Raw genomic sequence first — 21,836 nt, forward strand, 5'->3', positions numbered from 1 at the left:
GGGTAATGGGTCCTGGATCGGCGTTCGCTCTGGACAACGCTACGCGTTGCCAAGAGCTCACTTGTCCAGGACGACATTGGGGCGATAGCCGAGGCCAGTCTTACGCAAACTCCAAAATCAGCGCGTCCACCGCCAGCGTCGCGCCGGCGCTGGCGTGAATCTTCTTCACGGTGCCGTCCTGCTCGGCGCGGAGGACGTTCTGCATCTTCATGGCTTCGACCACGGCGAGCGTCTCGCCGGCCTTGACCTCCTGCCCCTCGGTCACCGCGATCGAGACGACGAGGCCCGGCATCGGACAGAGCAGCTTCTTGCCGGTGTCGGAGGCCGCCGTCACCGGCATCAGCCGGGCAGAGGTCGCTTCCGTCTCGGTCCAGACATAGACCGGCACCTCGACACCCTGATGCGCGAGGCGAATGCCGTTCGCAATCGGCCGCGCCTGCACCGCAACGAAGTGCCCGTCGATGGTGCCCTGCCAGACCGGATCGCCCGGTTTCCACGGCGACTGCAGCAGATGCGGATTGCCGGCCTTGCCCTCGGCGTCGACGAAGCGGATCGCGATCGCGTCACCCTCACGTCCGACCTCGAGCTGGATTTCCTGGCGATCGAGCCAGACCGCGCGGCGGCGTTCGCGCTGCACGACGCGGCCACCCATCTGCCCCGAGATCTGCCGCTTGCGCTCCCCCAGCACGTGATCGATGGCGGCGCCGACGGCGGCGATCCGCCGTGCAACCTCGCCTTCGGGCACGCGCACCGCAAAACCCTTGGGGAATTCCTCGGCGATGAAGCCGGTCGAGAGCCGGCCCTCGCGCCAGCGCGGATGATGCATCAGCGCCGACAGGAACGGGATGTTGTGCCTGATACCGTCGACATAGAACGAATCCAGCGCGGTGGCCTGGGCCTCGATCGCGGCCGCACGAGACGGCGCGTGGGTGACGAGCTTTGCGATCATCGGATCGTAATGGATCGAGATCTCGCCACCTTCCTGCACGCCGGTGTCGTTGCGGATGGTGATGCCGTCCTGGCTCGCTTCCGCCGGCGGGCGATACTTCACGAGGCGCCCGATCGAGGGCAGGAAGTTGCGGAACGGATCTTCCGCATAGAGGCGCGACTCCACGGCCCAGCCGGTGAGCGTGACGTCCTTCTGCGCGATGGCGAGCTTCTCGCCGGCGGCAACGCGGATCATCTGCTCGACGAGGTCGATGCCGGTGACGAGCTCGGTGACGGGATGCTCGACCTGGAGACGCGTGTTCATCTCCAGGAAGTAGAAGCTCTTGTCCTGGCCGGCGACGAATTCGACCGTGCCGGCGGAATCGTAATTCACGGCCTTGGCGAGCGCGACCGCCTGCTCGCCCATCTTGCGGCGGGTGGCTTCATCGAGCAGCGGCGACGGCGCCTCCTCGATGACCTTCTGGTTGCGGCGCTGGATCGAGCATTCGCGCTCGCCGAGATAGATCACGTTGCCGTGCTTGTCGCCCAGCACCTGGATCTCGATGTGGCGGGGATCGACGATGAACTTTTCGACGAAGACGCGGTCGTCGCCGAACGAGGCCTTGGCCTCAGCCTTGGCGAGGTTGAAGCCTTCGGCGACCTCGGCCTTGGAATGCGCGATGCGCATGCCCTTGCCGCCGCCGCCGGCGGAGGCCTTGATCATGACGGGATAGCCGATCTCGTCGGCGATGCGGACCGCGTGCTTGTCGTCCTCGATGACGCCGAGATAGCCCGGCACGGTCGAAACTTTTGCTTTTGCGGCGGCCTTCTTGGACTCAATCTTGTCGCCCATCGCCGCGATCGCACCGGGGTTCGGGCCGATGAAGACGATGCCGGCGGCTTCCAGCGCGCGCGGAAACGCCTCGCGCTCGGACAGGAAGCCGTAGCCGGGATGCACGGCCTCGGCGCCGGTCTTGCGGCAGGCCTCGACGATCTTCTCGATCACCAGATAGCTCTCGGCCGCGGCCGGCGGGCCGATCAGCACCGCCTCATCGGCCATCTCGACATGGAGGGCATCGCGGTCGGCCTCGGAATAGACCGCAACCGTTTGAATTCCCATCTTGCGGGCAGTCTTGATGACCCGGCAGGCGATTTCGCCGCGATTGGCGATCAGAATGCGTTTGAACATGCTTTTCTTGAGTCTCGACCTTGGGCGGGACCCTTCCCTGGCCGTTGGAGCCTATGGGACGGGCCGTGTGGCTCCCGTGGTACAGCAAAATGGGCCGGAGGCAACGGTCTAAATCCGGGCCTTCTGGCGTACCAGCGCAAGACCGAAACAGGCGTGAGGAGCCCTTGGGACGGCCTACACCTTCCGGCCCTTGGCCACGTCCCGGACCAGGCCGTGAACGAAGGCCAGTTTGCCGACCACCGCCGGCGACAGGATGAAGGGATAGAGGTCGCGCATTCCCATGGCCCGGTTGACGCTGTTCATGGCGAAGGTGAAGGGCAGCCATGCGTCGATGAGCGCCTGGACGTCCCTGGCCTCGTAGGGGCTGAAACGGATGCGCGCGGTCAACTCTCCGTCGCGGTCCACCTTGGGGCGCACCTCCATCCCGAACTCAGAGGCCATCTCCAGGGTATCGACGATGTGGAGATAGTGCGCCCAGGTCTCGGCGAAGTCTTCCCAGGGATGCGTCGTGGCGTAGGCCGAGACGTAATTCTGCTGCCAGTCAGCCGGGGCACCTTCGGCATAGTGACGCTGCAAGGCCTGGCCGTAGTCGGCCGTATCGTCGCCGAACACCGCGCGGCATTCGTCGAGCTTGCCGCCGCCCTGAACCAGCACGTCCCAGAAATAATGCCCGACCTCGTGGCGAAAATGCCCGAGCAGCGTACGGTAGGGCTCGCCCATCTCCAGCCGGCGCCGCTCCCGCTCGATGTCGTCGGCCTCGGTCAGCGCGATCGTGATCAGGCCGTTGTCATGGCCGGTCATGACCTTTTGTCCGCTGTTCGGATCGTCGGCGAGGAAGTTGAAGATCAGGCCGTGCTCGGGATTGTCCTGCCGGGTCTGCAGCGGCAGCTTCCAACGGATCAGGGAATAGAACAGCCGGTGTTTTGCCACCTCCAGCTCGCGCCAGCCGGCGAGCTGCGCGGGGGCCGACAGGTCCGGCACCATGCCGTTTGTGGCGACAGGCGCGGCAATAGTCATTGCCGTCGCCGGTGTCCGTCAGCCAGTTGCAGGCGTCGTACTCGGCATTCCGGCACAGCATGCGTCCCCTGCCCTTGTCGGCCAGCGTCATCCAGGCCCCGCCTTGAGCCTCGCCGTCGGGCTCGAGCGCCGACATCGTCTCCTTCTCCGGGAGGAAGGCGACACGGTGACCGCAACGCTCGCAGGCGCGGTTCTCGAAATAGAGGATGTTGCCACAGGACTGACAGACAAAGAGCTTCAAGATTTAGCCTCTTCGAAAAGGGAGTTTTATGAATGTGAGTTGTGGCGCCTCGCGAAGACGCCTCCGCAGCCGTATCGTTCCAGTATCAGGAACAAATTGCCAGACCGGGCATTGATTGACCCGCACTTTCCCGCGTTCTGGCTGGCCGCGGGTCCTTCCAGACAGTCTATTTCCTCTAAGCAATGGCCATCGCGCTCCGTCTGTGTGAATATCAGTCCGGCATGTGCGCACCCGCATGACAACGGCCGACGCCTTGAACGATCCTTTGCCCGAGACCATCGCCGCCGAAAGGCTGCGCCAGCACCTCGAAGACGTCGCGCGCGAGCGCGACAACGCCTATCGCGCGCTCCAGGAGCGCGAGGCCGAACTCGCGCGCATCCAGCGCATCGGCAAGGTCGGCGGCGTCGAGGTCGACTTCCGCGACGGCTTCAAGAACCGCCGCTCGCCGGAATATCTGATGATCCATGGCCTGCCGCCTGAGGCCGCCGACGAGACGCACGAGGACTGGGTCAACCGTATCCATCCTGATGACCGCGACGCGGCGGTGAAACATTTCTTCGAGGCGCTTTCCGGGACCAGCGAGGATTACACCGCCGAATACCGCATCATCCGTCCGAGCGACGGCGAGACCCGCTGGATCCGGGTCGTCGCCAAGTTCGAGCGCGACAAGGACGGCCGCGCAATCCGCCTCGTCGGCGCCCATATCGACATCACCGACCAGATGCTCGCGCGCGAGACGCTGCGCGAGAGCGAGGAGCGCTTCCGGCTGATCGCCGACAGCGCGCCGGTGCCGATCTGGGTCACGAAGCTCGACCGCAAGCGCTCCTTCGCCAACCAGGCCTATGTCGACTTCGTCGGCCTGCCCTACGACCAGGCGATCGATTTCGACTGGCGCAAGGTGCTGCATCCGGACGACCTTCCGCATGTGCTCCAGCAGTCGGTGCAAGGCGAAGCCTCGCTGAAACCCTTCGTGCTGGAAGCGCGCTACAGGAACGCCAGCGGCGAGTGGCGTTGGCTGCGCTCGGAATCGCAGCCGCGCTGGGACCCGACCGGCAAGCATATCGGCTTCATCGGCGTCGCCCACGACATCACCGTCGCCAAGCAGGCCGAGATCGAGCTCCGGCGGCTCAACGAGACGCTGGAGGAACGCATCGCGGAGCGCACAGCAGAACTCGAATCCAACGAGGCCCGGCTGCGCGCGATCCTGGAGACCAGCAACCAGTATCAGGGACTGGTCAATCTCAAGGGCGAGCTGCTCTACGCCAACAAGAACGCACTTGACGGCATCCACGCCGAGGCGCGGGATGTCATCGGCAAGCCGTTCTGGGATACGCCGTGGTTCACGGCAACCCCTGGCATGAGCGATGTCGCGCGCGAAGCCTTCAGGACCGTCCTGCAGGGCGAGGCGGTGCGGCTGGAAATGCGGCTACGCCTGCCGATCGGCGAACGCGATTTCGAATTCGGCATGCGCCCCGTGCTCGACCGTCACGGCAACATCACCGGCGCCGTTCCCGAGGCCGTCGACATCACGGAGCGCCGCCTCGGCGAGGAGGCGCTGCGGCAGTCGCAGAAGATGGAGGCGATCGGCCAGCTCACCGGCGGCGTCGCGCACGACTTCAACAACCTCCTCACCATCATCCGTTCGGCGACCGACTTCCTGCGCCGGCGCGAGCTGCCGGAAGAGCGCCGCCGCCGCTATGTCGACGCCATCTCCGACACCGTCGAGCGCGCCTCGAAACTGACGGCGCAGCTTCTGGCCTTCGCGCGCCGGCAGCCGCTGAAGCCACAGATCTTCAATGTCGGCAGCCAGGTCGAGGGCGTGGCACAGCTGGTCCGGCCGCTGGTCGGCGGCCGCATCGAGATCAGCGTCGAGATCGAGGACGCGGATTGCTTCACTGTCGCCGACGTCGCCCAGTTCGAGACTGCGTTGATCAACCTCGCCATCAATGCCCGTGACGCCATGGACGGCGAAGGCCGCCTCACCATTGCGGTGCACAAGGTCCAGGGGATTCCGAGCCTGCGCGCGCAATCGGCGCGTGGCGGCGACTATGTCGCGATCTCGGTCAGGGACACCGGCAGCGGCATCCCGCCGGAACATCTCGATTCCATTTTCGAACCGTTCTTCACCACCAAGGAGGTCGGCAAGGGCACCGGCCTCGGCCTCAGCCAGGCGTTCGGCTTCGCCAAGCAGTCCGAGGGCGACGTCGCGGTGACGAGCACACAGGGCGAAGGCGCGACCTTCACCATCTACCTGCCGCAGGCTCAAAGCCCAGCCACCGAGAAGGACGCGGCGGCGCTGACCAGCGAGGCCGCGACCACCGGGCGCGGCTACCGCGTGCTCGTGGTCGAGGACAATGACGATGTCGGCCAGTTCTCGACCGAGCTTCTGGAAGACCTCGGCTATGTCGTCCGCCGCGTCGCCAACGCCAACGCGGCGCTCGCGATCCTCGGCGAGAACGAATTCGCCGTCGACCTCGTCTTCTCCGACGTGATCATGCCCGGCATGAACGGCGTCGAGCTCGCCGGAATCATCCGCGAGCGCTATCCGGGCCTGCCCGTCGTGCTCACCTCCGGCTACAGCAACGTGCTCGCCGAAAACGCCCATCGCGGCTTCGAGCTGATCCAGAAGCCCTATTCGGTGGAATCGCTCTCGCGCATCCTGCGCAAGGCGATCACGGAGAAGCTGTCGGTGGCGCGGTGAGTGCGACCCAAGCAAGCCACTGTCGTCCCGGACAAGCGCGCCTCAAGCGCGCGCCGATCCGGGACCCATAGCCACAAGGAGAGGTTATGGGGCAAGCTGATAACCACCAATCTTCGCCCAACATCATCCTGTGGTTATGGGTCCCGGATCGGCGCTTGCGCTTGTCCGGGACGACAGCGGCGTGTTCGGCTGCGATCCACGTCACGACCTGATGAAGGCAACACATCCATGAAACCCGCCCTCCTCTCCGCCTGGCAGACCTGGGCGCTGCTCTCCGCCTGCTTTGCCGCGCTGACCGCGATTTTCGCCAAGGTCGGCGTCGAGAACATCAATCCTGATCTCGCCACCTTCATCCGGACCATCGTGGTGCTGCTCGCCTTCTCGGTGCTGCTGTTCTTCACCGGACAATTCACCGTGCCGTCGGCGGTCTCGTCGAAGACCTGGCTGTTCCTGGCGTTGTCGGGGCTTGCGACTGGCGCATCATGGCTCTGTTACTTCCGCGCGCTCAAGCTCGGGCCTGCCACGCTCGTCGCGCCGATCGACAAGCTCAGCGTCGTGCTGGTCGCCCTGTTCGCATTCGCCTTTCTCGGTGAGCGGCCGACGGCGCAGGGCTGGCTCGGCATCGCCATGATCGGCGCCGGCGCGGTGCTCTTGGCGATCAAGTTTTGAGGAGCGCGCCGCTGACGCGCGGAACCGGGCGAAGGCCGCGAAGGTTGCCGCCGGTGCGACCTTGCGCCTCGACCGAAACACTGATGCCGAGCCGAGACCCCGATCAGACGAGGCGAGCCGGCCGCGCGCTGGATGCGGCCAATTTCTTCCTCGCCGACGTCCGCGACGGGCTCGGGCCCTATCTCGCCGTCTATCTCCTTACCGAGCAGCATTGGGACGAGGCACGCATTGGCCTGGTGATGTCGATCGCGACGATCGCCGGCATCGTGGCACAGACACCGGCCGGGGCCCTGGTCGATGCGACGCGGGCGAAACGGCTGGTGATGGTTGTCGCCGCCATCATGGTGACATCGGCCTCGCTGTCGCTTCCCTTGTTTCCGGCATTCCTGCCAGTCGTGATCTCGCAAGGAATAGCGCAGGCCGCCGCCGCGATCTTTCCGCCGGCGATTGCAGCCGTTTCGCTCGGCATCTTCGGCCACGCCGCCTTCACCCGCCGGATTGGCCGCAACGAGACGTTCAATCACGCCGGCAACGCGGTCGCGGCGATGCTTGCCGGGCTTTCCGCCTATTGGTTCGGACCGAGCGTCGTCTTCTACCTTCTCGGCGCCATGGCGGTCGCGAGCCTCGTCAGCATCCTCGCGATCCCCGAGCGGGCCATCGATCACGACCTGGCCCGCGGGCTGCACGATGCCGATGGCGACACCCAGCATGAGCGGCCGTCGGGCCTCGCAGTGCTGCTGACCTGCCGCCCGCTGCTCGTCTTCGCGATCTGCGTCCTGCTCTTCCATCTCTCCAATGCAGCAATGCTGCCGCTGGTCGGACAAAAACTCGCCTTGCAGGACAGGAACATGGGCACCTCCGCTGATGTCGGCCTGCATCGTCGCCGCGCAATTGGTGATGGTGCCGTTCGCGATGCTGGTCGGCGCCAGGGCCGACAGCTGGGGCCACAAGCGCTTCTTCCTCGCCGCATTGCTGATCCTGCCTGTTCGGGGCGCGCTCTACACGCTCTCCGATAATCCGTTCTGGCTGGTCGGCGTGCAGCTTCTCGACGGCGTCGGCGCGGGCATCTTCGGCGCGATCTTCCCCGTCATCGTTGCCGACCTCATGCGCAACACCGGCCGCTTCAACGTGGCGCAGGGCGCGGTCATCACCGCCCAGAGCATTGGAGCCGCGCTGTCGACGGCGCTTGCCGGCTTCGTCGTGGTCAGTGCAGGCTACAGCGCGGCATTCATCACGCTCGGCGCGGTCGCGGCGATCGGCGCCGTGATCTGCCTCATCGCCTTGCCCGAGACGCGGCATGGCGCCTTGCGAGCGCAGGGGAAGACAGCGCCGCCGACATCGGTTATCGCTGCCGAATGAACCCGTTTCACATCGAGGATTGAGCGTGCCGTCCGACGCCATCTGGGCCTGGAGCATCATTGTGCTTGCGACCGCAGGCGTCATCATCCGGCCGTTTCGCCTGCCCGAGGCGATCTGGGCCGTCATCGGCGCCGGGGCCCTCGTGCTGCTTGGCTTGTTGCCGTGGCAGGACGCGCTTGTCGGCATCGAGAAGGGCCTCGACGTCTATCTCTTCCTGATCGGCATGATGCTGATCGCCGAGCTCGCCCGGCTCGAGGGCCTGTTTGACTATCTCGCTGCGCTCGCGGTCGAATATGCCGGCGGCTCGCCGCAGCGGCTGTTCCTGCTGATCTATCTCGTCGGCACGCTGGTCACCGTGCTGCTCTCGAACGATGCCACCGCCATCGTTCTGACGCCGGCCGTCTATGCCGCGACGCGCGCGGCCGGCGCGAAGCCGCTGCCGTATCTCTTCGTCTGCGCCTTCATTGCCAACGCCGCCAGCTTCGTGCTGCCGATCTCCAATCCCGCCAATCTCGTCGTGTTCGGCACACGCATGCCGCACCTCACGGAATGGCTGCGCCTGTTCGCCCTGCCCTCGGCCGCCTCGATCCTGCTGACCTATGTCGTGCTGCGCCTGACCCAGCACCGCGCGCTCAAGGAAGAGACCATCGCCCGCAGCGTGCCGCATCCAAAGCTCGGCCGCGGCGGCAAGCTCACCGCCGCAGGCATCGTCGCGATCGGCGTCGTGCTGGTCACGGCCTCTGCGCTGGACAAGCAACTGGGCCTGCCGACCTTCATCTGCGGCGTGGCGACAGCCGCGATCGTGCTGCTGCTCAGCAGTCAGTCCCCGCTGCCTGTGCTGCGGGGCGTGTCCTGGAGCGTGCTGCCGCTGGTCGGCGGCCTCTTCGTGATGGTGGAAGCGCTGGTGAAGACCGGCGTGATCGGGCAGCTCAGCGCGCTGCTGCACCAGGCGGTCGCGCAATCGATCCCGAAAGCTGCCTGGAGCGTCGGCATCGCCACCGCAATCGCTACCAATGTCGCCAACAATCTTCCAGTCGGTCTCATCGCCGGCTCTGTCGCCGCCGGCGATCATCTGCCGGCGCCGGTCGTCAGTGCCATCCTGATCGGCGTCGATCTCGGACCGAACCTGTCGGTGACGGGGTCACTCGCCACCATCCTCTGGCTGGTTGCGCTCCGGCGGGAGAAGATCGAGCTCAGCGCCTGGCCGTTCCTCAAGCTCGGCGTGCTGGTGACGCCGCCCGCTTTGATCGCCGCGCTAGCGGCGGCGATCAGGTAGCGGCAGCGAATTCACTGCAGTTGTTTGCGGTGCATCGGCCATGGCGCCGGGATCGGTCCCGTCTTCCTCAGCCCGTCGCGGAAGGAGCCCGATCGCGGCCATGAGGCCGCGATCGGGCGCGCGCATCGTCAGTCGTTCTCGTAGCCGTAGACTTCCGGCAGGATGAAGATTGCGGCGAGCAATCCGATCAGCGGGAAGATCGCAACGAACAGCGTGGCGTTGGCCTGCCCGATCGCGGCGAACAGCGACGGGAACAGGAAGATCGCCAGGAACGACGGCAGCTTCACGAACATGTAGGCGAAGCCGCTGGCGGTGCCGCGATATTTCGGCTTGGCGACCATGGTCGGGATCGTCATGCAGTTCGACGCATCCCAGTAATGTCCCCACAGCATCGCGGCCGCCGCGAACGGCAGCAGGATCTTGTTGTCGGTGTAGAGCGCGAAGGCCGCGACCAGCAGCGAGACCAGTACGATCGAGAAGCCCGCGATCGAGATGCCGCGGTGGCCGATCTTCGGCGTCAGCAGCGGCCCGACCCACCCGGACAGAGCGGCGAAGGAGAACAGCGCCATCGTCACAAGGTTGATGCCGAGCACGCTCGACACGCCGACCATCACGAACAGCACGGGCAGGTAGAACGCGAAGGTCGAGAACTCGCTCGCCTGGGTGAAACAAGCAATCCAGCCGTAGACGGTGGCGCGCCAGCGGATCGGATCCTTCTTGAGGTCGGCGAGGAAGGCGCGGGTCGAGACCTTCGGCACCTCCACGTCATGGTCCGGCAGCATGTCGAGATTGTCGTTGAACATCTCGCGCGCGACCTGCTTGGCCTCGCGGTAGCGCCCCTTCTGCACCAGCCACACCGCCGTCTCCGGCACGTCATGGCGCATGAGAAGGATGATCAGCGCCGGCACCGCACCGAGGCCGAGCGTCACGCGCCACAGCATCTCGTGCTGCATGTCGATCAGGAGGAAGATCACGATGACGCCGATGGTCAGCACCTCGCCGACGGCGAACATGAACTGCCAGCGGTTGCCCATGACCTCGCGCTCACCCTTGGCCATGGATTCCATGATGTAGGTGTAGCCGGTCGAGATGTCAGAGCCGAGCGGGATGCCGAGCAGGAAGCGGATCACGACGAGCCAGCCGACGCTCGGCACGAAGGCCTGCGCCAGCGCCAGCACGATGAACAGCACCATCGTCACCAGGAACATGACGCGGCGGCCGATCTTGTCGGACAGCCAGCCGCCGAGCAGCGCGCCGATCAGGGCGCCGCCCTGCGTGCCCGCCGCGGCAAGGCCCAGCATCAGCGGATCGGGATTGTACTGCTCCTTGATGAAGATCAGCACGAAGGCGATCGAGTAGAGATCCCAGGCCTCCACCAGGATCGAGGCCATCATCAGCCAGCCGACCTTGTTACCCTTTGGACTGTAGTTCGTAATGAGGTAGCGGACCGCGGCCTCGCTCGCGGTCGGTTGTGGCATGGCCATTGTCTGCATGTTTGGTCCTCTCTTCAAAACTCTCTACGCGCCGAGCAGCGGCTCGATACTGCAATCGAGCAGGCGCGGATCGATCCCCGCCTCCATGCCCGTGAACATCTCGCCCATGTAGTCGATCAGCGCATCGCTGGCTTTCACTGCCTCCTCGACGCGGCGGCTGGCGACTGCACTGAGAATGGCGAGATGATGATCGATCGTGCCGGACAGATCGGCCTGCCCCGGCATGAAGCGGTGGTGGATGTAGCCGATGCGGCGATACAGCGTGTGCAGCGGCCGCAGCGTATGCACCAGGAACGGCTCGCCGGCGGCTTCCAGCACCAGCGCATCGATGCGGCGGTCGATGCTGTTGAACTCGTCGAGTGTCAAAGTGGCGCGACGTTCGCGCAGCAAACGCTCAATGTGCAACGCCTGATTGCGGTGGGAAAGGCTGGCGCGATCCGCCGCGAGGCGAATGACAAAACGCTCCATGTCGCGGCGCAGCCCAAGCAGCATGCGCTCGCGCGCGAGGTCGATCGGCGCGATGTGCAGGCCGTGACGCGGACGGATGATGATGAGCGTATCGGCGGAAAGACGATTGACGGCGTGATGCACCGGTGTGCGCCCGAAGCCGGTGATCTGCTGCAATTCCAGCATCGTCATGAATTGTCCGGGCTTGAGCTCGCAATGAACGAGCAGCTCTTCGATCTTCTGATAAGCGAGCTCGAAGAAGTTGAGACGGTTGCGCCGGGAGGGCCTGCCCTCGCCGTCGTCCTCGTGTCTCACCACCTGGAGCGCGCGCTTGCGCCGTGCCATGTCGTCCTCTCCCCTAAGCCGCGCTCTCGTTGCAGGGTGGCGCCTTGTTTGTGGCACCCTTAAAACATGTTGTGATATATTACAAGCAGGCGTAAGACTGCCGCACGACCTGCAACATGTTGCAATGCAAAATGAGACGTCGGGCGCGAGGCGCCCGTGATGGGAGGAGAGTTGCCGTGAAGATCACGTCGATCGAGACACTGCGCACCGAGGAATTTTCCAACGTCATCTGGGTGCGCATCCACACCGACACTGGTCTGATCGGTCTCGGCGAGACCTTCTACGGCGCCGGCGCGGTCGAGGCACAGATCCACGACACGTTTGCGGGCCGCCTGCTCGGCCGCAATCCGCTGCACATCGAGGCGATCCATCGCGACATGCTGAACCTGCCGATGGCGCAGTCCTCCACCGGCGTCGAATATCGCGCGGCCTCCGCGATCGACATCGCGCTGTGGGACCTGTTCGGCAAGGTCTGCGGCCAGCCGGTGCACCAGATGCTCGGCGGCCTCTGCCGCGACAAGCAGCGCATCTACAACACCTGCGCCGGCACGCAATATGTCCGCTCGACCAATATCAGCCCGGTCGCGAACTGGAATCTCGGGGCCTCCAAGGGCCCCTATGAAGACCTCGACGGCTTCATGAACCACGCCGACGCGCTGGCCGAAAGCCTGCTCGAGAGCGGCATCTCGGCAATGAAGATCTGGCCGTTCGATCCGGCGGCGCAGGAGAACAAGGGCCTCTACATCACCGCCGCGCAGATGAAGCAGGCGATCGAGCCGTTCGAGAAGATCCGCAAGGCCGTCGGCGACAAGATGGAGATCATGGTCGAGCTCCACTCGCTGTGGAACCTGCCGACCGCCAAGCAGATCGCGCGCGCGCTCGAGCCGTACAAGCCGACCTGGTACGAAGACCCGATCCGCATGAACTCACCGCAGGCGCTGGCCGAATATGCCCGCTCGACGGACGTCTGGGTCTGCGCCAGCGAGACGCTGGGCTCGCGCTTCCCCTACAAGGACATGCTCGACCGCGACGCCATGCATGTGGTGATGGCGGATCTGTGCTGGACCGGCGGCCTCACCGAGGGACGCAAGATCGCGGCGATGGCCGAGACCTATCACCGGCCTTTTGCTCCTCATGACTGCATTGGCCCGATCGGCTTCATCGCGGCCATCCACATGTCGTTCAGCCAGCCCAACACCCTGATCCAGGAATCCGTGCGCGCCTTCTACAAGGGCTGGTACAATGAACTCGTCACCACAATGCCTGTTATCAAGGACGGCTATGTCTTCCCGATGGAAGGCCCCGGCCTGGGCGTCGACCTTCTGCCTGCTGTCTTCGAGCGCACCGATCTCACCGTGCGCCGCTCCAACGTCTGAGGAATTCCTAGGATGAGCACCTCCCTCTTCGATCTCTCCGGCCGCACCGCGCTCGTGACCGGCTCCTCCCGTGGCCTCGGCCGCGCCATTGCCGAGGGCATGGCCAAGGCCGGCGCGAAGATCATCATCAACGGCGTCGATCCCAAGCGCGTCGAGCAGGCCGTCGCCGAGTTCCGCGCCGCCGGCTACCTGGCCGAAGGCGCCGCCTTCAACGTCACCGACGAGCCGGCGATCGTTGCCGCCTTCGAGCGTTTCGACCGAGAACGCCTCGCGGTCGACATCCTCGTCAACAATGCCGGCATCCAGCACCGCAAGCCGCTGGCGGAGTTCACCACCGACGAATGGCGCAAGGTGATCGAGACCGATCTCACCAGCGCCTTCGTGATCGGCCGCGAGGCCGGCAAGCGCATGATCCCGCGCAAGCGTGGCAAGATCATCAATATCGGCTCGCTCGGCAGCGAGCTCGCGCGCCCCACCATTGCGCCCTACACCGCCGCCAAGGGCGGTATCAAGAACCTGACCCGCTCGATGGCGGTGGAATGGGCCCAGCACGGCATCCAGGCCAATGCGATCGGCCCCGGATACATGCTGACCGACATGAACGAGGCGCTGGTCAACAATGCCGATTTCAACAATTGGCTGATGGGCCGCATCCCCTCCAAGCGCTGGGGCAAGCCGGACGAGCTGGTGGGCGCGGCGATCTTCCTCGCCTCTGATGCCTCCACCTACGTCAACGGCCAGATCATCTATGTCGATGGCGGCATGATCGCCGCGATGTGACCGCGAAGACAACGAAGGAGCAAGCCATGCGCGCCGTCGTCATTCACGCCCCGAAGGACCTGCGGATCGACAGCTACCCCGACCCGGCCCCAGGCCCCGGCGAGGTCCGCGTCAAGATCGCCAACGGCGGCATCTGCGGCTCCGACCTGCACTACTACCATCACGGCGGCTTCGGCGTCGTGCGCATCCAGCAGCCGATGGCGCTGGGGCATGAGATCGCCGGCGTGGTCGCGGCGGTCGGTGACGGCGTCACCAGCGTGAAGGCCGGCACGCGCGTTGCGGTCAATCCGAGCAAGCCGTGCGGCCAGTGCCTGCACTGCCAGGAGGGCATGCGCAACCAGTGCCTCGACATGCGCTTCCTCGGCAGCGCGATGCGCTTTCCCCATGTGCAGGGCGGATTTCGCGAGTTCATCACCGTCGATGCCACCCAGGCCGTGCCGATCGCGGACAAGCTCTCGCTCGCGGAGGCCGCGGTCGCCGAGCCGCTGGCGGTGTGCCTGCACGCCGGCAAGCAGGCCGGTCCCCTGCTCGGCAAGCGCGTGCTGATCACCGGCTGCGGCCCGATCGGCGCACTGATGATTTTGGTCTCGCGCTTCGGCGGTGCATCCGAGATCGTTGTCACCGATGTCGCTGACGCCCCGCTCGCGGTCGCGAAAAAACTCGGCGCTACGCACGCCATCAACGTCGCGACCAACGCCGCCGCGCTCGATCCCTGGCGCGCCGGCAAGGGCGTGTTCGATACGCTGTTCGAGGCCTCCGGCAATCAGGCCGCGCTGCGCACCGCGCTCGACGTGCTCCGGCCCGGCGCGACACTGGTGCAGCTCGGCCTCGGCGGCGAGATGACGCTGCCGATCAACTCGATCGTCGCCAAGGAGTTGCAGCTGCGCGGCACTTTCCGCTTCGATCCCGAGTTCGAGCTGGCGGTGCGGCTGATGGGCGACGGCCTGATCGACGTCAAGCCGCTGATCACGGCGACCATGCCGTTCGAGAACGCGGTCGCCGCCTTCGAGCTCGCCAGCGACCGTTCGCAGTCGATGAAGGTGCAGTTGACCTTCTAGGAGCGCGATAACGGCCCGTCCACCGCCTCGATCATTTGCGCGCCGTGGTTGGGTGTTTGTTCATCGGGATGCTGCTCGACGCACTGCGCGCTGAAGGCCGGCCTCCAATTTTGATGGCTCGTGAAGCAGTAAAGAGAACAAGAGCCGCAAGCTACCTTTGTAGTCCAACCGCTCATTGAAGATGAATAGCAAAATGGTGAGTAGATAGCCTTTCCCGGCGACAAACTGCCAAGGCTCAACCTTCCTCTGAAGCAGCATATTCTCTACTTTCTTCCGCTCTCGAGGCAGCGCAGCCAGTCCAAAATTAAGACGTATATGCCTATAAATCTCGCGCACGCGGCTGCTGATCTTCTTACGACACAATTTAGTTCTTTCGCCATCCTCGATAAGGCGGACAATCGAAAAGCCGACCGTCTCGCAGTTCGAGCCCAGCCGAAAACAAATGGAATATGCGACGAAGATCGGAAAAAGGGCGCGCACTATCGCGTCAAGTTCGGCGTTTGTAATGGCGCCGCGGATTTCTGCATCAGTCATACCCGGCGCTACTAGGCGAGCGGCCGAATGGATAGTGTCCATGCTCCATGCGATATTCTCGATTGAATAGCACCGCAGCGTGTAGAGATTGCGGACTCTACGTATCTTTCCTACTGACCACTCGAAATCTCCATCAACCAAGAAAAAGCGGCGGCGGGCGAGATCATTTTGTAACCGTTCCGCCTCTGCGGTGACGGCGGCACGGTTTTGTAGTGGAATGACCGCGCTGACGCGGGCAATCCCTTTTAGCATTCTTTGAAACATCCGTTCATATAGACCTCGAAGCGACGAATCTTCGACGAAAATATCTATGTCGTTGTAGGGGCGCCAAATTGCAGCGTACGCTCCCATTGAACGCGGTGAAAATTGGGCCACCTTTAAAACTCCAACGATATCATTTTATCTTCGGCATCAAAAATGATCTCAGGCGAATGCGTTGCGAGGATCATTTGAATGGACGGGCTGGCGGTCCGAATGGCGGGAACAAATTGTCTCTGCCATTTCAAATGGAGTGACAGCTCTGGCTCATCGATCAACAAAATGTTCTCGTCACGCATCGACGGGTTGAAAAGTAGATGCGTGATCAATACAAAAATCTGACGCTCGCCTGAACTCAGCGCTGTGATGTCGGCGGATTTTCCGGACGGCAATCGCACGCGGACAGTGTTCTGATCGAGCATAATTCCTTTTCGCGAATCCTCGAAAAACGAGTTCATGATTTTCGTGTAGATTTCAATGGGCCGTGAGATGGCGTTCTCTCTCGTGTTGGCCACCTCGATCTTCTCCACCGCACGCTCAATGATCGATATCGACGGACGAAATGCTAGGTAGGGCGCAACCGCGGCAATGAAGTCCTGATAATTCTTATTGCTCGGCGTAGGTGCTCCGCTGGCCTTCTCAGCGGTCGAGAACATAAGTTGAAAAAACGGTTCAACCGTCGTTTCGATTTCATTCGGCGTGATGGATATCTTTTTTAGTGCGGTGATCACCGACGAGCGCATTTTTTGCAAACGCACTATCGGCGGCCGGTTTGGCGGCTCCTCCGGACCTGAGTCGCCCGGCATCTGGAAAAGCGAAAGGACAAGCTGGTTTCGAAGCGTTTCAAAAATGCGGTTTCTTTCGGCACTCAGGGTGGTGAGCTGACCAATGATGAGTCGTTCCGCTTCGTAAAGCGCGTCATCCAGAGATGTTCGGAAATACGAGCTTACAACGCGCCCTCTAGAACCTCGCTGCGGTGCCCTGATGCTGGTTGGTGCCAGCGTGGTTCTATCCAGACCAAGAAAAATCGGCGTTGGTAAGCTCGATATAAAGCTGAAAGTCTTTAAGCCGTCGATTACCCGTTTTGTGCGCAGGGTCGCCTCTTCCTGAGCTGCGCTTGATCCTCGCCAGTACTCATCGTCGGCAACTTTTAAAAGGGAAAGGACTTCGTCCTTTACGAAGGTGTCACTAATTTCGATCCCGCCGGAAATCTCGATGGTCAAGGTCGTGTCGGAGGTGGCGGATGCGCGAATAGAAAAGGTCTGACCGTGATGTTCGAGCGTAACAGAGATGTCTTCAAAGATGCTGTTGCACAACCAAACCGGATCAGGAGTCAGTAGCGAAGCGATGGCGCGCAGAATGCTCGTTTTTCCCGAGCCGTTGATGCCATGTAAGAAGGTTACGTCGCTAAAAAACTCAAAATCGTATTTCAAAAATGCATTCAGACCGATACAGTGGAAATTTGTAATTTGCATTGCAACACGCCCCGATTGTAGCGCGACCTTATATCAATTTCTTTCGTGGTGCATAGTCCGTTGAGAGCGCACAAGCAGAAGTGGGCAGATACGGAAGCCGCACTGGGAAGGGAATCTAATACTTAAGTAGTGAACTCTGCCCTTCTGTACGCGCAAGAGCGACCATAGGGTCGGGGTCGTATTTCGACAGGCCGGCTGCGATGAGCCGCTTGAGTAGAGCGACGGCTCTTGGCGGAGTCGGCGTACACCACCGTTGATCCTCAAGGCTCCAAGTGAAGCACTGCGATCCGGCAGCGATGCGCGCAGGATCGTGCGCCCCTCGCCCAGTCCTCGCCACGCGCCTGCCGCTCGTCAATCGCGACATTCAGCGCGATTGCGCGCTTTAATGCATCGCGATCAACGTCAGGTAGCTTCATCACGACGCTCCAGCGGCTGGCGTTCATTATAGCTGATCGGCACCGGTGCCTCGGGCGGCTTTGATGGCATTCTGCCAGCCGGGTTATGTTCCGCTGATGAAGCCCATGAGAATGATGCGCCGCCCCCTCCGCTCGGCTGATCGAGAGTTTCTCTAGCGGAGACAGACCCCTCACCCCCGCGAGTCCGTGTGTATGAGCGGAGACCTTTCCCCGCTGGGGGAGAGGTGAAACCAGAACAGCTGACGTTCTAGGGCTGTGCCTGCCTCTCGATCAGCCGGTCGCTCACGAGTCGGACCGCCCCGCGCTTCCACGAATAGTCCGCGCCCATGCGCAGGCCGCTGTCGCCGCGCGCCCGCACCGCACCGGTCGTGGCATCGCGGAGTAGAAAGCCCAGCGTGTATTCGGTGCGGCTGACCCGCCGCACCACGCCGATCAGCGACTGGTCCGCACCTGACCTTTGCGCGATCGCGGCCTCGCAGCCGCCACAGTCGCGCAAGGCCGGCACCTTCGCCGCCTCGCCGCTGACATCGACGATGCGATAGCGGCCGGACTGGCCGAGCGCCTCGCGCACGCTGGCGGTGACTTCAGCAAGGTATGACGCATCCGACGTCGCCGACGCGCCGATTGACGCGGCAGTCGTGTCCTCGAGCTCGAACTCGAACACCGCCAGCGCGACCGGCGCGGGCGTCGCGAGCGCGGCCATCACCTCGCGGGAGACAAAGATCTCGGCGCGCTCCCATGATTCATCATTGTCGCCGCGGAAGGTGTAGAGCTTGTCCATCACGAGCTTCTTGGCGCCGACGTCGATCACGGCGACCTTGGCCCATTGCACCAGCGTGCTGGTCTTCTGGATGCCGCCGATGACCTTGAAGGCCGCCCCGTCCTGGGCCGATGGCGTGAGCCGGTAGCGGCCATCCGCACTGACATCCCGCCTGAGCGCCGCCATGAACGCCGACAGCCGCCGCTCGTGGGCGGCGGTCTGGTTGGCCGGCTCGGCCGACGTGTCGGTATAGCTGAAATCGTCCATGGCAACGCCGATGGCCTCGGCAGCGGCCGGCGCATGAGAGAGGACGAACAGGAGAATAGCAGAGAGAATCAACCGGGAGCGGTGCATGAACGCCTCGTGGGATGGAACAGCCGCAAATCTGGACGGGTAACTCGAGACCACGCAGCCGTGACCGTCCCGAGGAACGCCGGGAAAATTTCACGACGTTGCACTGCGGTACGGCGGGAACGCTTCCCGCCGCCTGCGTTCTACCGTTTAATGCCGAAGCGACAATTCCGTTCGCACCAGGTGCCTGCCGATGTGGAACCGCCCGAGGTTCGATCTCAAGGTCCGTCTGACGTTGCGCGTGGCCGCCATATCGGCCGCCTGCTTCGCCGCGATCTCCGCCTACTTCCTTGTCACGGCTGACCGCGCCGCACATGCGCGCAGTGACAGCATCGCCGCCATCGTGGCGAAATCGCTGGAGCTGCAACAGGGCAAGGTCCAGTGGGTGGCGAACCCGCGCTCGGACTTTCCCAACCTTGATCCCGTCGCAGCCTATGTAATGACGCCTGGCCTCTGCCTGGCATTCCGTGGCCCCGGCGGCGACATGCTCCAGCGCTTCTGCAGCGGCGCGCCTGCCCCGGCGAGCCCGCCGCCGCAGGCCTTCGCTGCCTTCTATCGCAGCCTTTTCGATCCCGGCCGCGAGGCGGCGCGGCCCGTGATCGTGCGCGGCACCAAGCTCGGCGAGACCGTGGTCTCGGTCGATCCGGCGGTGCAGACGGCGGAGGCCTGGCACGAGGCCGGCCGCTTGATGCTGGCGCTCGCGATCGCATTGCCGCTGCTCTGCGTGCTGGTGTACGCGGCACTGGCGCGCGCGCTGCGCCCGACCCGCATGATCCGAACCGGTCTCGAACGCATCGCCGCCGGCGACCTCACGACGCGGCTGCCGCCGTTCGACCTCGCCGAGCTCTCCGCGATCCGCGACGTCTTCAACCACCTCGCCGAAAGCCTCGACACCGCACTTGCCGAGCGCAGCGAGCTGACCCGAAAGCTGATCGCGCTCCAGGACGAGGAGCGCCGCCATCTCGCACGCGAGCTGCACGACGAGTTCGGCCAGTCGCTGGCCGCCATCCGCGCGCTGGCCTCGTCGGCCCGCCAGACCGCCGCGCAGGACTGCCCGTCCCTGCTGTCCGAATGCGACGGCATTTCGCGGACCGCAACCGGCATGATGGAGACCTTGCGCGGTGCGCTGTTCCGGCTGCGGCCGCCCGACGTCGAGGAGCTCGGACTCGTCGCCAGCCTCGAAGGCCTCGTCGCGGGCTGGAACGGGCGCAGCCGCGGCGAGACGCGGTTTTCGATCCGTTTCGACGGCGACTTCGAGACCCTGCCGGCCGCGGTCAGCGCCAACCTCTACCGCATCGTGCAGGAGGCGCTCACCAACGCCGCCAAGCATGCCGGCGCCACCAGGGTGAGCCTGGAATTGACGATGCGCACTGGCGAGATCGCGCTTGCGATCGACGATGACGGACGCTCGAACGAGCCCGCCGCGAAATCGGGCATGGGCCTGCTCGGCATGCGCGAGCGCGTCGCGGCGCTGCGCGGCCGGCTGAGCTTCGAGGCCGGACCGAACGGCGGCTCCGCGCTGCGCGTCGTCATTCCGCTCGAAGCTACCGATCGGCAGCCAATGGATCATGCGGCATGAGCGCGGGCGAAGCGACCATCCTGCTGGTCGATGACCATTCCGTGGTTCGCGAGGGCTATCGCTCGGTGCTGCAGAAGCAGCCGGGCCTGCGTGTCGTCGCCGAGGCGTCCGACGGCGCGGAGGCCTACCGTCTGTACAAGTCCGAGGCGCCGGACCTCGTCATCATGGATCTGAGCATGCCCGGCATCGGCGGCATCGAGGCGGTGAGGCGCATCCGGCAGCGGGACAAGGGCGCAAAGATCCTGGTCTTCACCATGCACCAGAATGCGGGCTTTGCCGTGCAGGCGATCCGCGCCGGCGCCAGGGGCTATGTCACCAAGACAAGCCCGCCCGAAACGCTGGTGCGTGCGGTGATGGACGTGCTCGCCGGCAAGATCGCCATCAGCCCCGACATCGACCACGAGCTGGCGCTGAGCCGGCTCGCCGGCGAAAGCTCGGCCGCCGACGTTCTCACGCCGCGCGAGTTCGAGGTGCTGCGGCTGCTGCTCGCCGAAAGGACGACGGACGAGATCGCCGAGACGCTGCACGTCAGCCCGAAGACGGTGGCGAACCTGCATTCCCTGATCAAGGACAAGCTTGGCGTCGGCTCCGACATCGAGCTGGTCCGCCTCGCGCTGCGCCAGGGATTGCTGACGCAGGTCGATCTCGGCGAGGCCTGAAGCACTCAGGCCAGATAGCGCGTCAGATAGCCTTCCATCGCGTAGAGCGCGCAGAGCGCGAGGCTGGACCACACCGCGGCACTGAAATACAGGAACATCCAGGTCAGCTCGCCCTTCCAGTGCGCGATGTCGTGGGTCACCACCCAACGCGTCGAGACGTCATGCAGGCCTTCGAGGAAGCCGAGGAATTTGTTGCCCTCGACGTGCCCTGCCCGCCAGCGGCTGAGATACATGGGCACGTCGACGGTGACGAGAAAGGCGAGGAAGCAGGCGATGCCGACGATGCCGGCGATCAGCGCCCAGCGCACCGGCCCCTGGAATTCCGGCATCAGGCGGCACAGTGCGATGCCGGCGAGGAAGAAGGTCACCGCCCACAGCGAGTTCTCGATCGCGTTGTAGAGGAAGTTGGTGGTCACCACCGCGTACCAGGAGAAGCACTCCGCGATGATGATGATCGGCACGATCACGAGCGCGATGTTCACCGCGGTTTCCGCGCCGGTCATCTGCCCCAGCTGATGCAGGATGATCGCCCATTGCGCGACAAAGCAGAGCTCGGCCACGGTCGCGACCGTCCGGCCGACGACGACGCTCGACAGCCAGGTGTCGAACAGGCAGATGCGCTGCACGTCGGCGCGCGGCAGCACCGAGCGGAAGGCGCAGCCGAACACATAGCCGGCGCAGAGCAGGAACATCAGCCCGATGTCCGAGCCGCCGCCGACGCTATCCGCAACCGTCGGGTAGAACTCGCGATACAGCATGAACCAGACGAGAATGTTGGCCGCGCTAACAAACGTCAGGGAGCCCCACCACCACGCGAGGGGATTTGACCGCGCCTGCCACTGCAACATGAATTCGCTCCGCCGTAATCGATATTTCATCAAGCGGTAGCAATTCTGTCATAATATGGCAGCAAGACGCGACAAAAA

The 21,836-nt window shown here is 64.0% G+C and carries 15 protein-coding genes and 2 pseudogenes; 9 read left to right on the top strand and 8 right to left on the bottom strand.

Features of this window, described 5'->3' with window-relative positions:
• Nucleotides 1-100 precede the first annotated feature (100 nt).
• Together ACVJ19_RS33705 and ACVJ19_RS33710 are read right to left on the bottom strand one after the other, a co-directional pair.
• The gene (locus ACVJ19_RS33705; RefSeq protein WP_453953397.1) at nucleotides 101-2,116 is read right to left on the bottom strand and encodes an acetyl-CoA carboxylase biotin carboxylase subunit; all 2,016 of its coding nucleotides are present in this window, start codon (nucleotides 2,114-2,116) and stop codon (nucleotides 101-103) included.
• A gap of 174 nt (nucleotides 2,117-2,290) precedes the next feature.
• Nucleotides 2,291-3,374 (bottom strand): annotated as a pseudogene (locus ACVJ19_RS33710) (zinc-binding metallopeptidase family protein).
• A gap of 223 nt (nucleotides 3,375-3,597) precedes the next feature.
• Here ACVJ19_RS33710 and ACVJ19_RS33715 point away from each other — a divergent pair.
• From ACVJ19_RS33715 to ACVJ19_RS33730, 4 genes and pseudogenes are all read left to right on the top strand, one after another.
• Nucleotides 3,598-6,075, top strand: coding sequence for a PAS domain S-box protein (locus ACVJ19_RS33715; protein ID WP_453953399.1), 2,478 nt, complete (start codon nucleotides 3,598-3,600; stop codon nucleotides 6,073-6,075).
• A 228-nt stretch (nucleotides 6,076-6,303) separates the two neighbouring features.
• On the top strand, nucleotides 6,304-6,744 hold the full coding sequence (locus ACVJ19_RS33720) for an EamA family transporter (protein WP_453953400.1): 441 nt from the start codon (nucleotides 6,304-6,306) through the stop codon (nucleotides 6,742-6,744).
• 83 nt (nucleotides 6,745-6,827) lie between these two features.
• A pseudogene (locus tag ACVJ19_RS33725) lies at nucleotides 6,828-8,103 on the top strand (MFS transporter).
• Nucleotides 8,104-8,128: 25 nt separating this feature from the next.
• On the top strand, nucleotides 8,129-9,379 hold the full coding sequence (locus ACVJ19_RS33730) for an arsenic transporter (protein ID WP_453953402.1): 1,251 nt from the start codon (nucleotides 8,129-8,131) through the stop codon (nucleotides 9,377-9,379).
• A 128-nt stretch (nucleotides 9,380-9,507) separates the two neighbouring features.
• Here ACVJ19_RS33730 and ACVJ19_RS33735 read toward each other — a convergent pair whose 3' ends face one another.
• Nucleotides 9,508-10,872 carry an MFS transporter gene (locus ACVJ19_RS33735; RefSeq protein ID WP_453953403.1) on the bottom strand — a complete coding sequence of 455 codons (1,365 nt, stop codon included), beginning with the start codon at nucleotides 10,870-10,872 and terminating at the stop codon, nucleotides 9,508-9,510.
• 24 nt (nucleotides 10,873-10,896) lie between these two features.
• Entirely contained in the window at nucleotides 10,897-11,664 is a 768-nt protein-coding gene (locus ACVJ19_RS33740; RefSeq protein ID WP_453953404.1) for a GntR family transcriptional regulator, read from the bottom strand.
• Between the two features lie 176 nt (nucleotides 11,665-11,840).
• On the opposite strand from ACVJ19_RS33740, the gene ACVJ19_RS33745 reads away from it, so the two are divergent.
• From ACVJ19_RS33745 to ACVJ19_RS33755, 3 genes are read left to right on the top strand one after another with little or no spacing between them, the layout of a single operon-like run.
• Nucleotides 11,841-13,040 carry a mandelate racemase/muconate lactonizing enzyme family protein gene (locus ACVJ19_RS33745; protein ID WP_211402390.1) on the top strand — a complete coding sequence of 400 codons (1,200 nt, stop codon included), beginning with the start codon at nucleotides 11,841-11,843 and terminating at the stop codon, nucleotides 13,038-13,040.
• 12 nt (nucleotides 13,041-13,052) lie between these two features.
• A complete protein-coding gene (locus ACVJ19_RS33750; RefSeq protein ID WP_453953405.1) occupies nucleotides 13,053-13,820 on the top strand; it encodes an SDR family oxidoreductase in 768 nt (255 codons plus the stop codon).
• A 26-nt stretch (nucleotides 13,821-13,846) separates the two neighbouring features.
• On the top strand, nucleotides 13,847-14,878 hold the full coding sequence (locus tag ACVJ19_RS33755; protein WP_453953406.1) for an L-idonate 5-dehydrogenase: 1,032 nt from the start codon (nucleotides 13,847-13,849) through the stop codon (nucleotides 14,876-14,878).
• 60 nt (nucleotides 14,879-14,938) lie between these two features.
• Here ACVJ19_RS33755 and ACVJ19_RS33760 read toward each other — a convergent pair whose 3' ends face one another.
• From ACVJ19_RS33760 to ACVJ19_RS33770, 3 genes are all read right to left on the bottom strand, one after another.
• Nucleotides 14,939-15,787, bottom strand: coding sequence for a DUF4435 domain-containing protein (locus ACVJ19_RS33760; RefSeq protein WP_453953407.1), 849 nt, complete (start codon nucleotides 15,785-15,787; stop codon nucleotides 14,939-14,941).
• Nucleotides 15,788-15,789: 2 nt separating this feature from the next.
• Nucleotides 15,790-17,145: an AAA family ATPase gene (locus ACVJ19_RS33765; RefSeq protein ID WP_453953408.1), complete on the bottom strand. Its 1,356-nt coding sequence runs from the start codon at nucleotides 17,143-17,145 to the stop codon at nucleotides 15,790-15,792.
• Nucleotides 17,146-17,808: 663 nt separating this feature from the next.
• The gene (locus ACVJ19_RS33770) at nucleotides 17,809-18,675 is read right to left on the bottom strand and encodes a DUF2380 domain-containing protein (protein ID WP_453953409.1); all 867 of its coding nucleotides are present in this window, start codon (nucleotides 18,673-18,675) and stop codon (nucleotides 17,809-17,811) included.
• 190 nt (nucleotides 18,676-18,865) lie between these two features.
• Between ACVJ19_RS33770 and ACVJ19_RS33775 the strand changes: the two genes are divergently transcribed.
• Together ACVJ19_RS33775 and ACVJ19_RS33780 are read left to right on the top strand one after the other, a co-directional pair.
• Nucleotides 18,866-20,251: a histidine kinase gene (locus tag ACVJ19_RS33775; RefSeq protein WP_453953410.1), complete on the top strand. Its 1,386-nt coding sequence runs from the start codon at nucleotides 18,866-18,868 to the stop codon at nucleotides 20,249-20,251.
• Nucleotides 20,248-20,910, top strand: a complete 663-nt coding sequence (locus ACVJ19_RS33780; RefSeq protein WP_453953411.1) for a response regulator — start codon at nucleotides 20,248-20,250, stop codon at nucleotides 20,908-20,910. Before ACVJ19_RS33775 ends, ACVJ19_RS33780 begins: the two co-directional genes overlap by 4 nt.
• A 5-nt stretch (nucleotides 20,911-20,915) precedes the next feature.
• Here ACVJ19_RS33780 and ACVJ19_RS33785 read toward each other — a convergent pair whose 3' ends face one another.
• Nucleotides 20,916-21,758 (bottom strand): hypothetical protein, encoded by an 843-nt coding sequence (locus ACVJ19_RS33785; RefSeq protein WP_453953412.1) that lies wholly within the window; start codon nucleotides 21,756-21,758, stop codon nucleotides 20,916-20,918.
• Between the last annotated feature and the right edge of the window lie 78 nt (nucleotides 21,759-21,836).

It is taken from the genome of Bradyrhizobium sp. USDA 376, from assembly GCF_054063675.1.

What these genes read in the sequence shown, in the direction of transcription:
- ACVJ19_RS33775 (WP_453953410.1), top strand. Translation starts at nt 18,866, where the DNA reads ATGTGGAACCGCCCGAGGTTCGATCTCAAGGTCCGTCTGACGTTGCGC.
- ACVJ19_RS33755 (WP_453953406.1), top strand. Translation starts at nt 13,847, where the DNA reads ATGCGCGCCGTCGTCATTCACGCCCCGAAGGACCTGCGGATCGACAGC.
- ACVJ19_RS33705 (WP_453953397.1), bottom strand. Translation starts at nt 2,116, where the DNA reads ATGTTCAAACGCATTCTGATCGCCAATCGCGGCGAAATCGCCTGCCGG.
- ACVJ19_RS33740 (WP_453953404.1), bottom strand. Translation starts at nt 11,664, where the DNA reads ATGGCACGGCGCAAGCGCGCGCTCCAGGTGGTGAGACACGAGGACGAC.
- ACVJ19_RS33770 (WP_453953409.1), bottom strand. Translation starts at nt 18,675, where the DNA reads ATGCACCGCTCCCGGTTGATTCTCTCTGCTATTCTCCTGTTCGTCCTC.
- ACVJ19_RS33735 (WP_453953403.1), bottom strand. Translation starts at nt 10,872, where the DNA reads ATGCAGACAATGGCCATGCCACAACCGACCGCGAGCGAGGCCGCGGTC.
- ACVJ19_RS33785 (WP_453953412.1), bottom strand. Translation starts at nt 21,758, where the DNA reads ATGTTGCAGTGGCAGGCGCGGTCAAATCCCCTCGCGTGGTGGTGGGGC.
- ACVJ19_RS33720 (WP_453953400.1), top strand. Translation starts at nt 6,304, where the DNA reads ATGAAACCCGCCCTCCTCTCCGCCTGGCAGACCTGGGCGCTGCTCTCC.
- ACVJ19_RS33780 (WP_453953411.1), top strand. Translation starts at nt 20,248, where the DNA reads ATGAGCGCGGGCGAAGCGACCATCCTGCTGGTCGATGACCATTCCGTG.
- ACVJ19_RS33750 (WP_453953405.1), top strand. Translation starts at nt 13,053, where the DNA reads ATGAGCACCTCCCTCTTCGATCTCTCCGGCCGCACCGCGCTCGTGACC.
- ACVJ19_RS33765 (WP_453953408.1), bottom strand. Translation starts at nt 17,145, where the DNA reads ATGCAAATTACAAATTTCCACTGTATCGGTCTGAATGCATTTTTGAAA.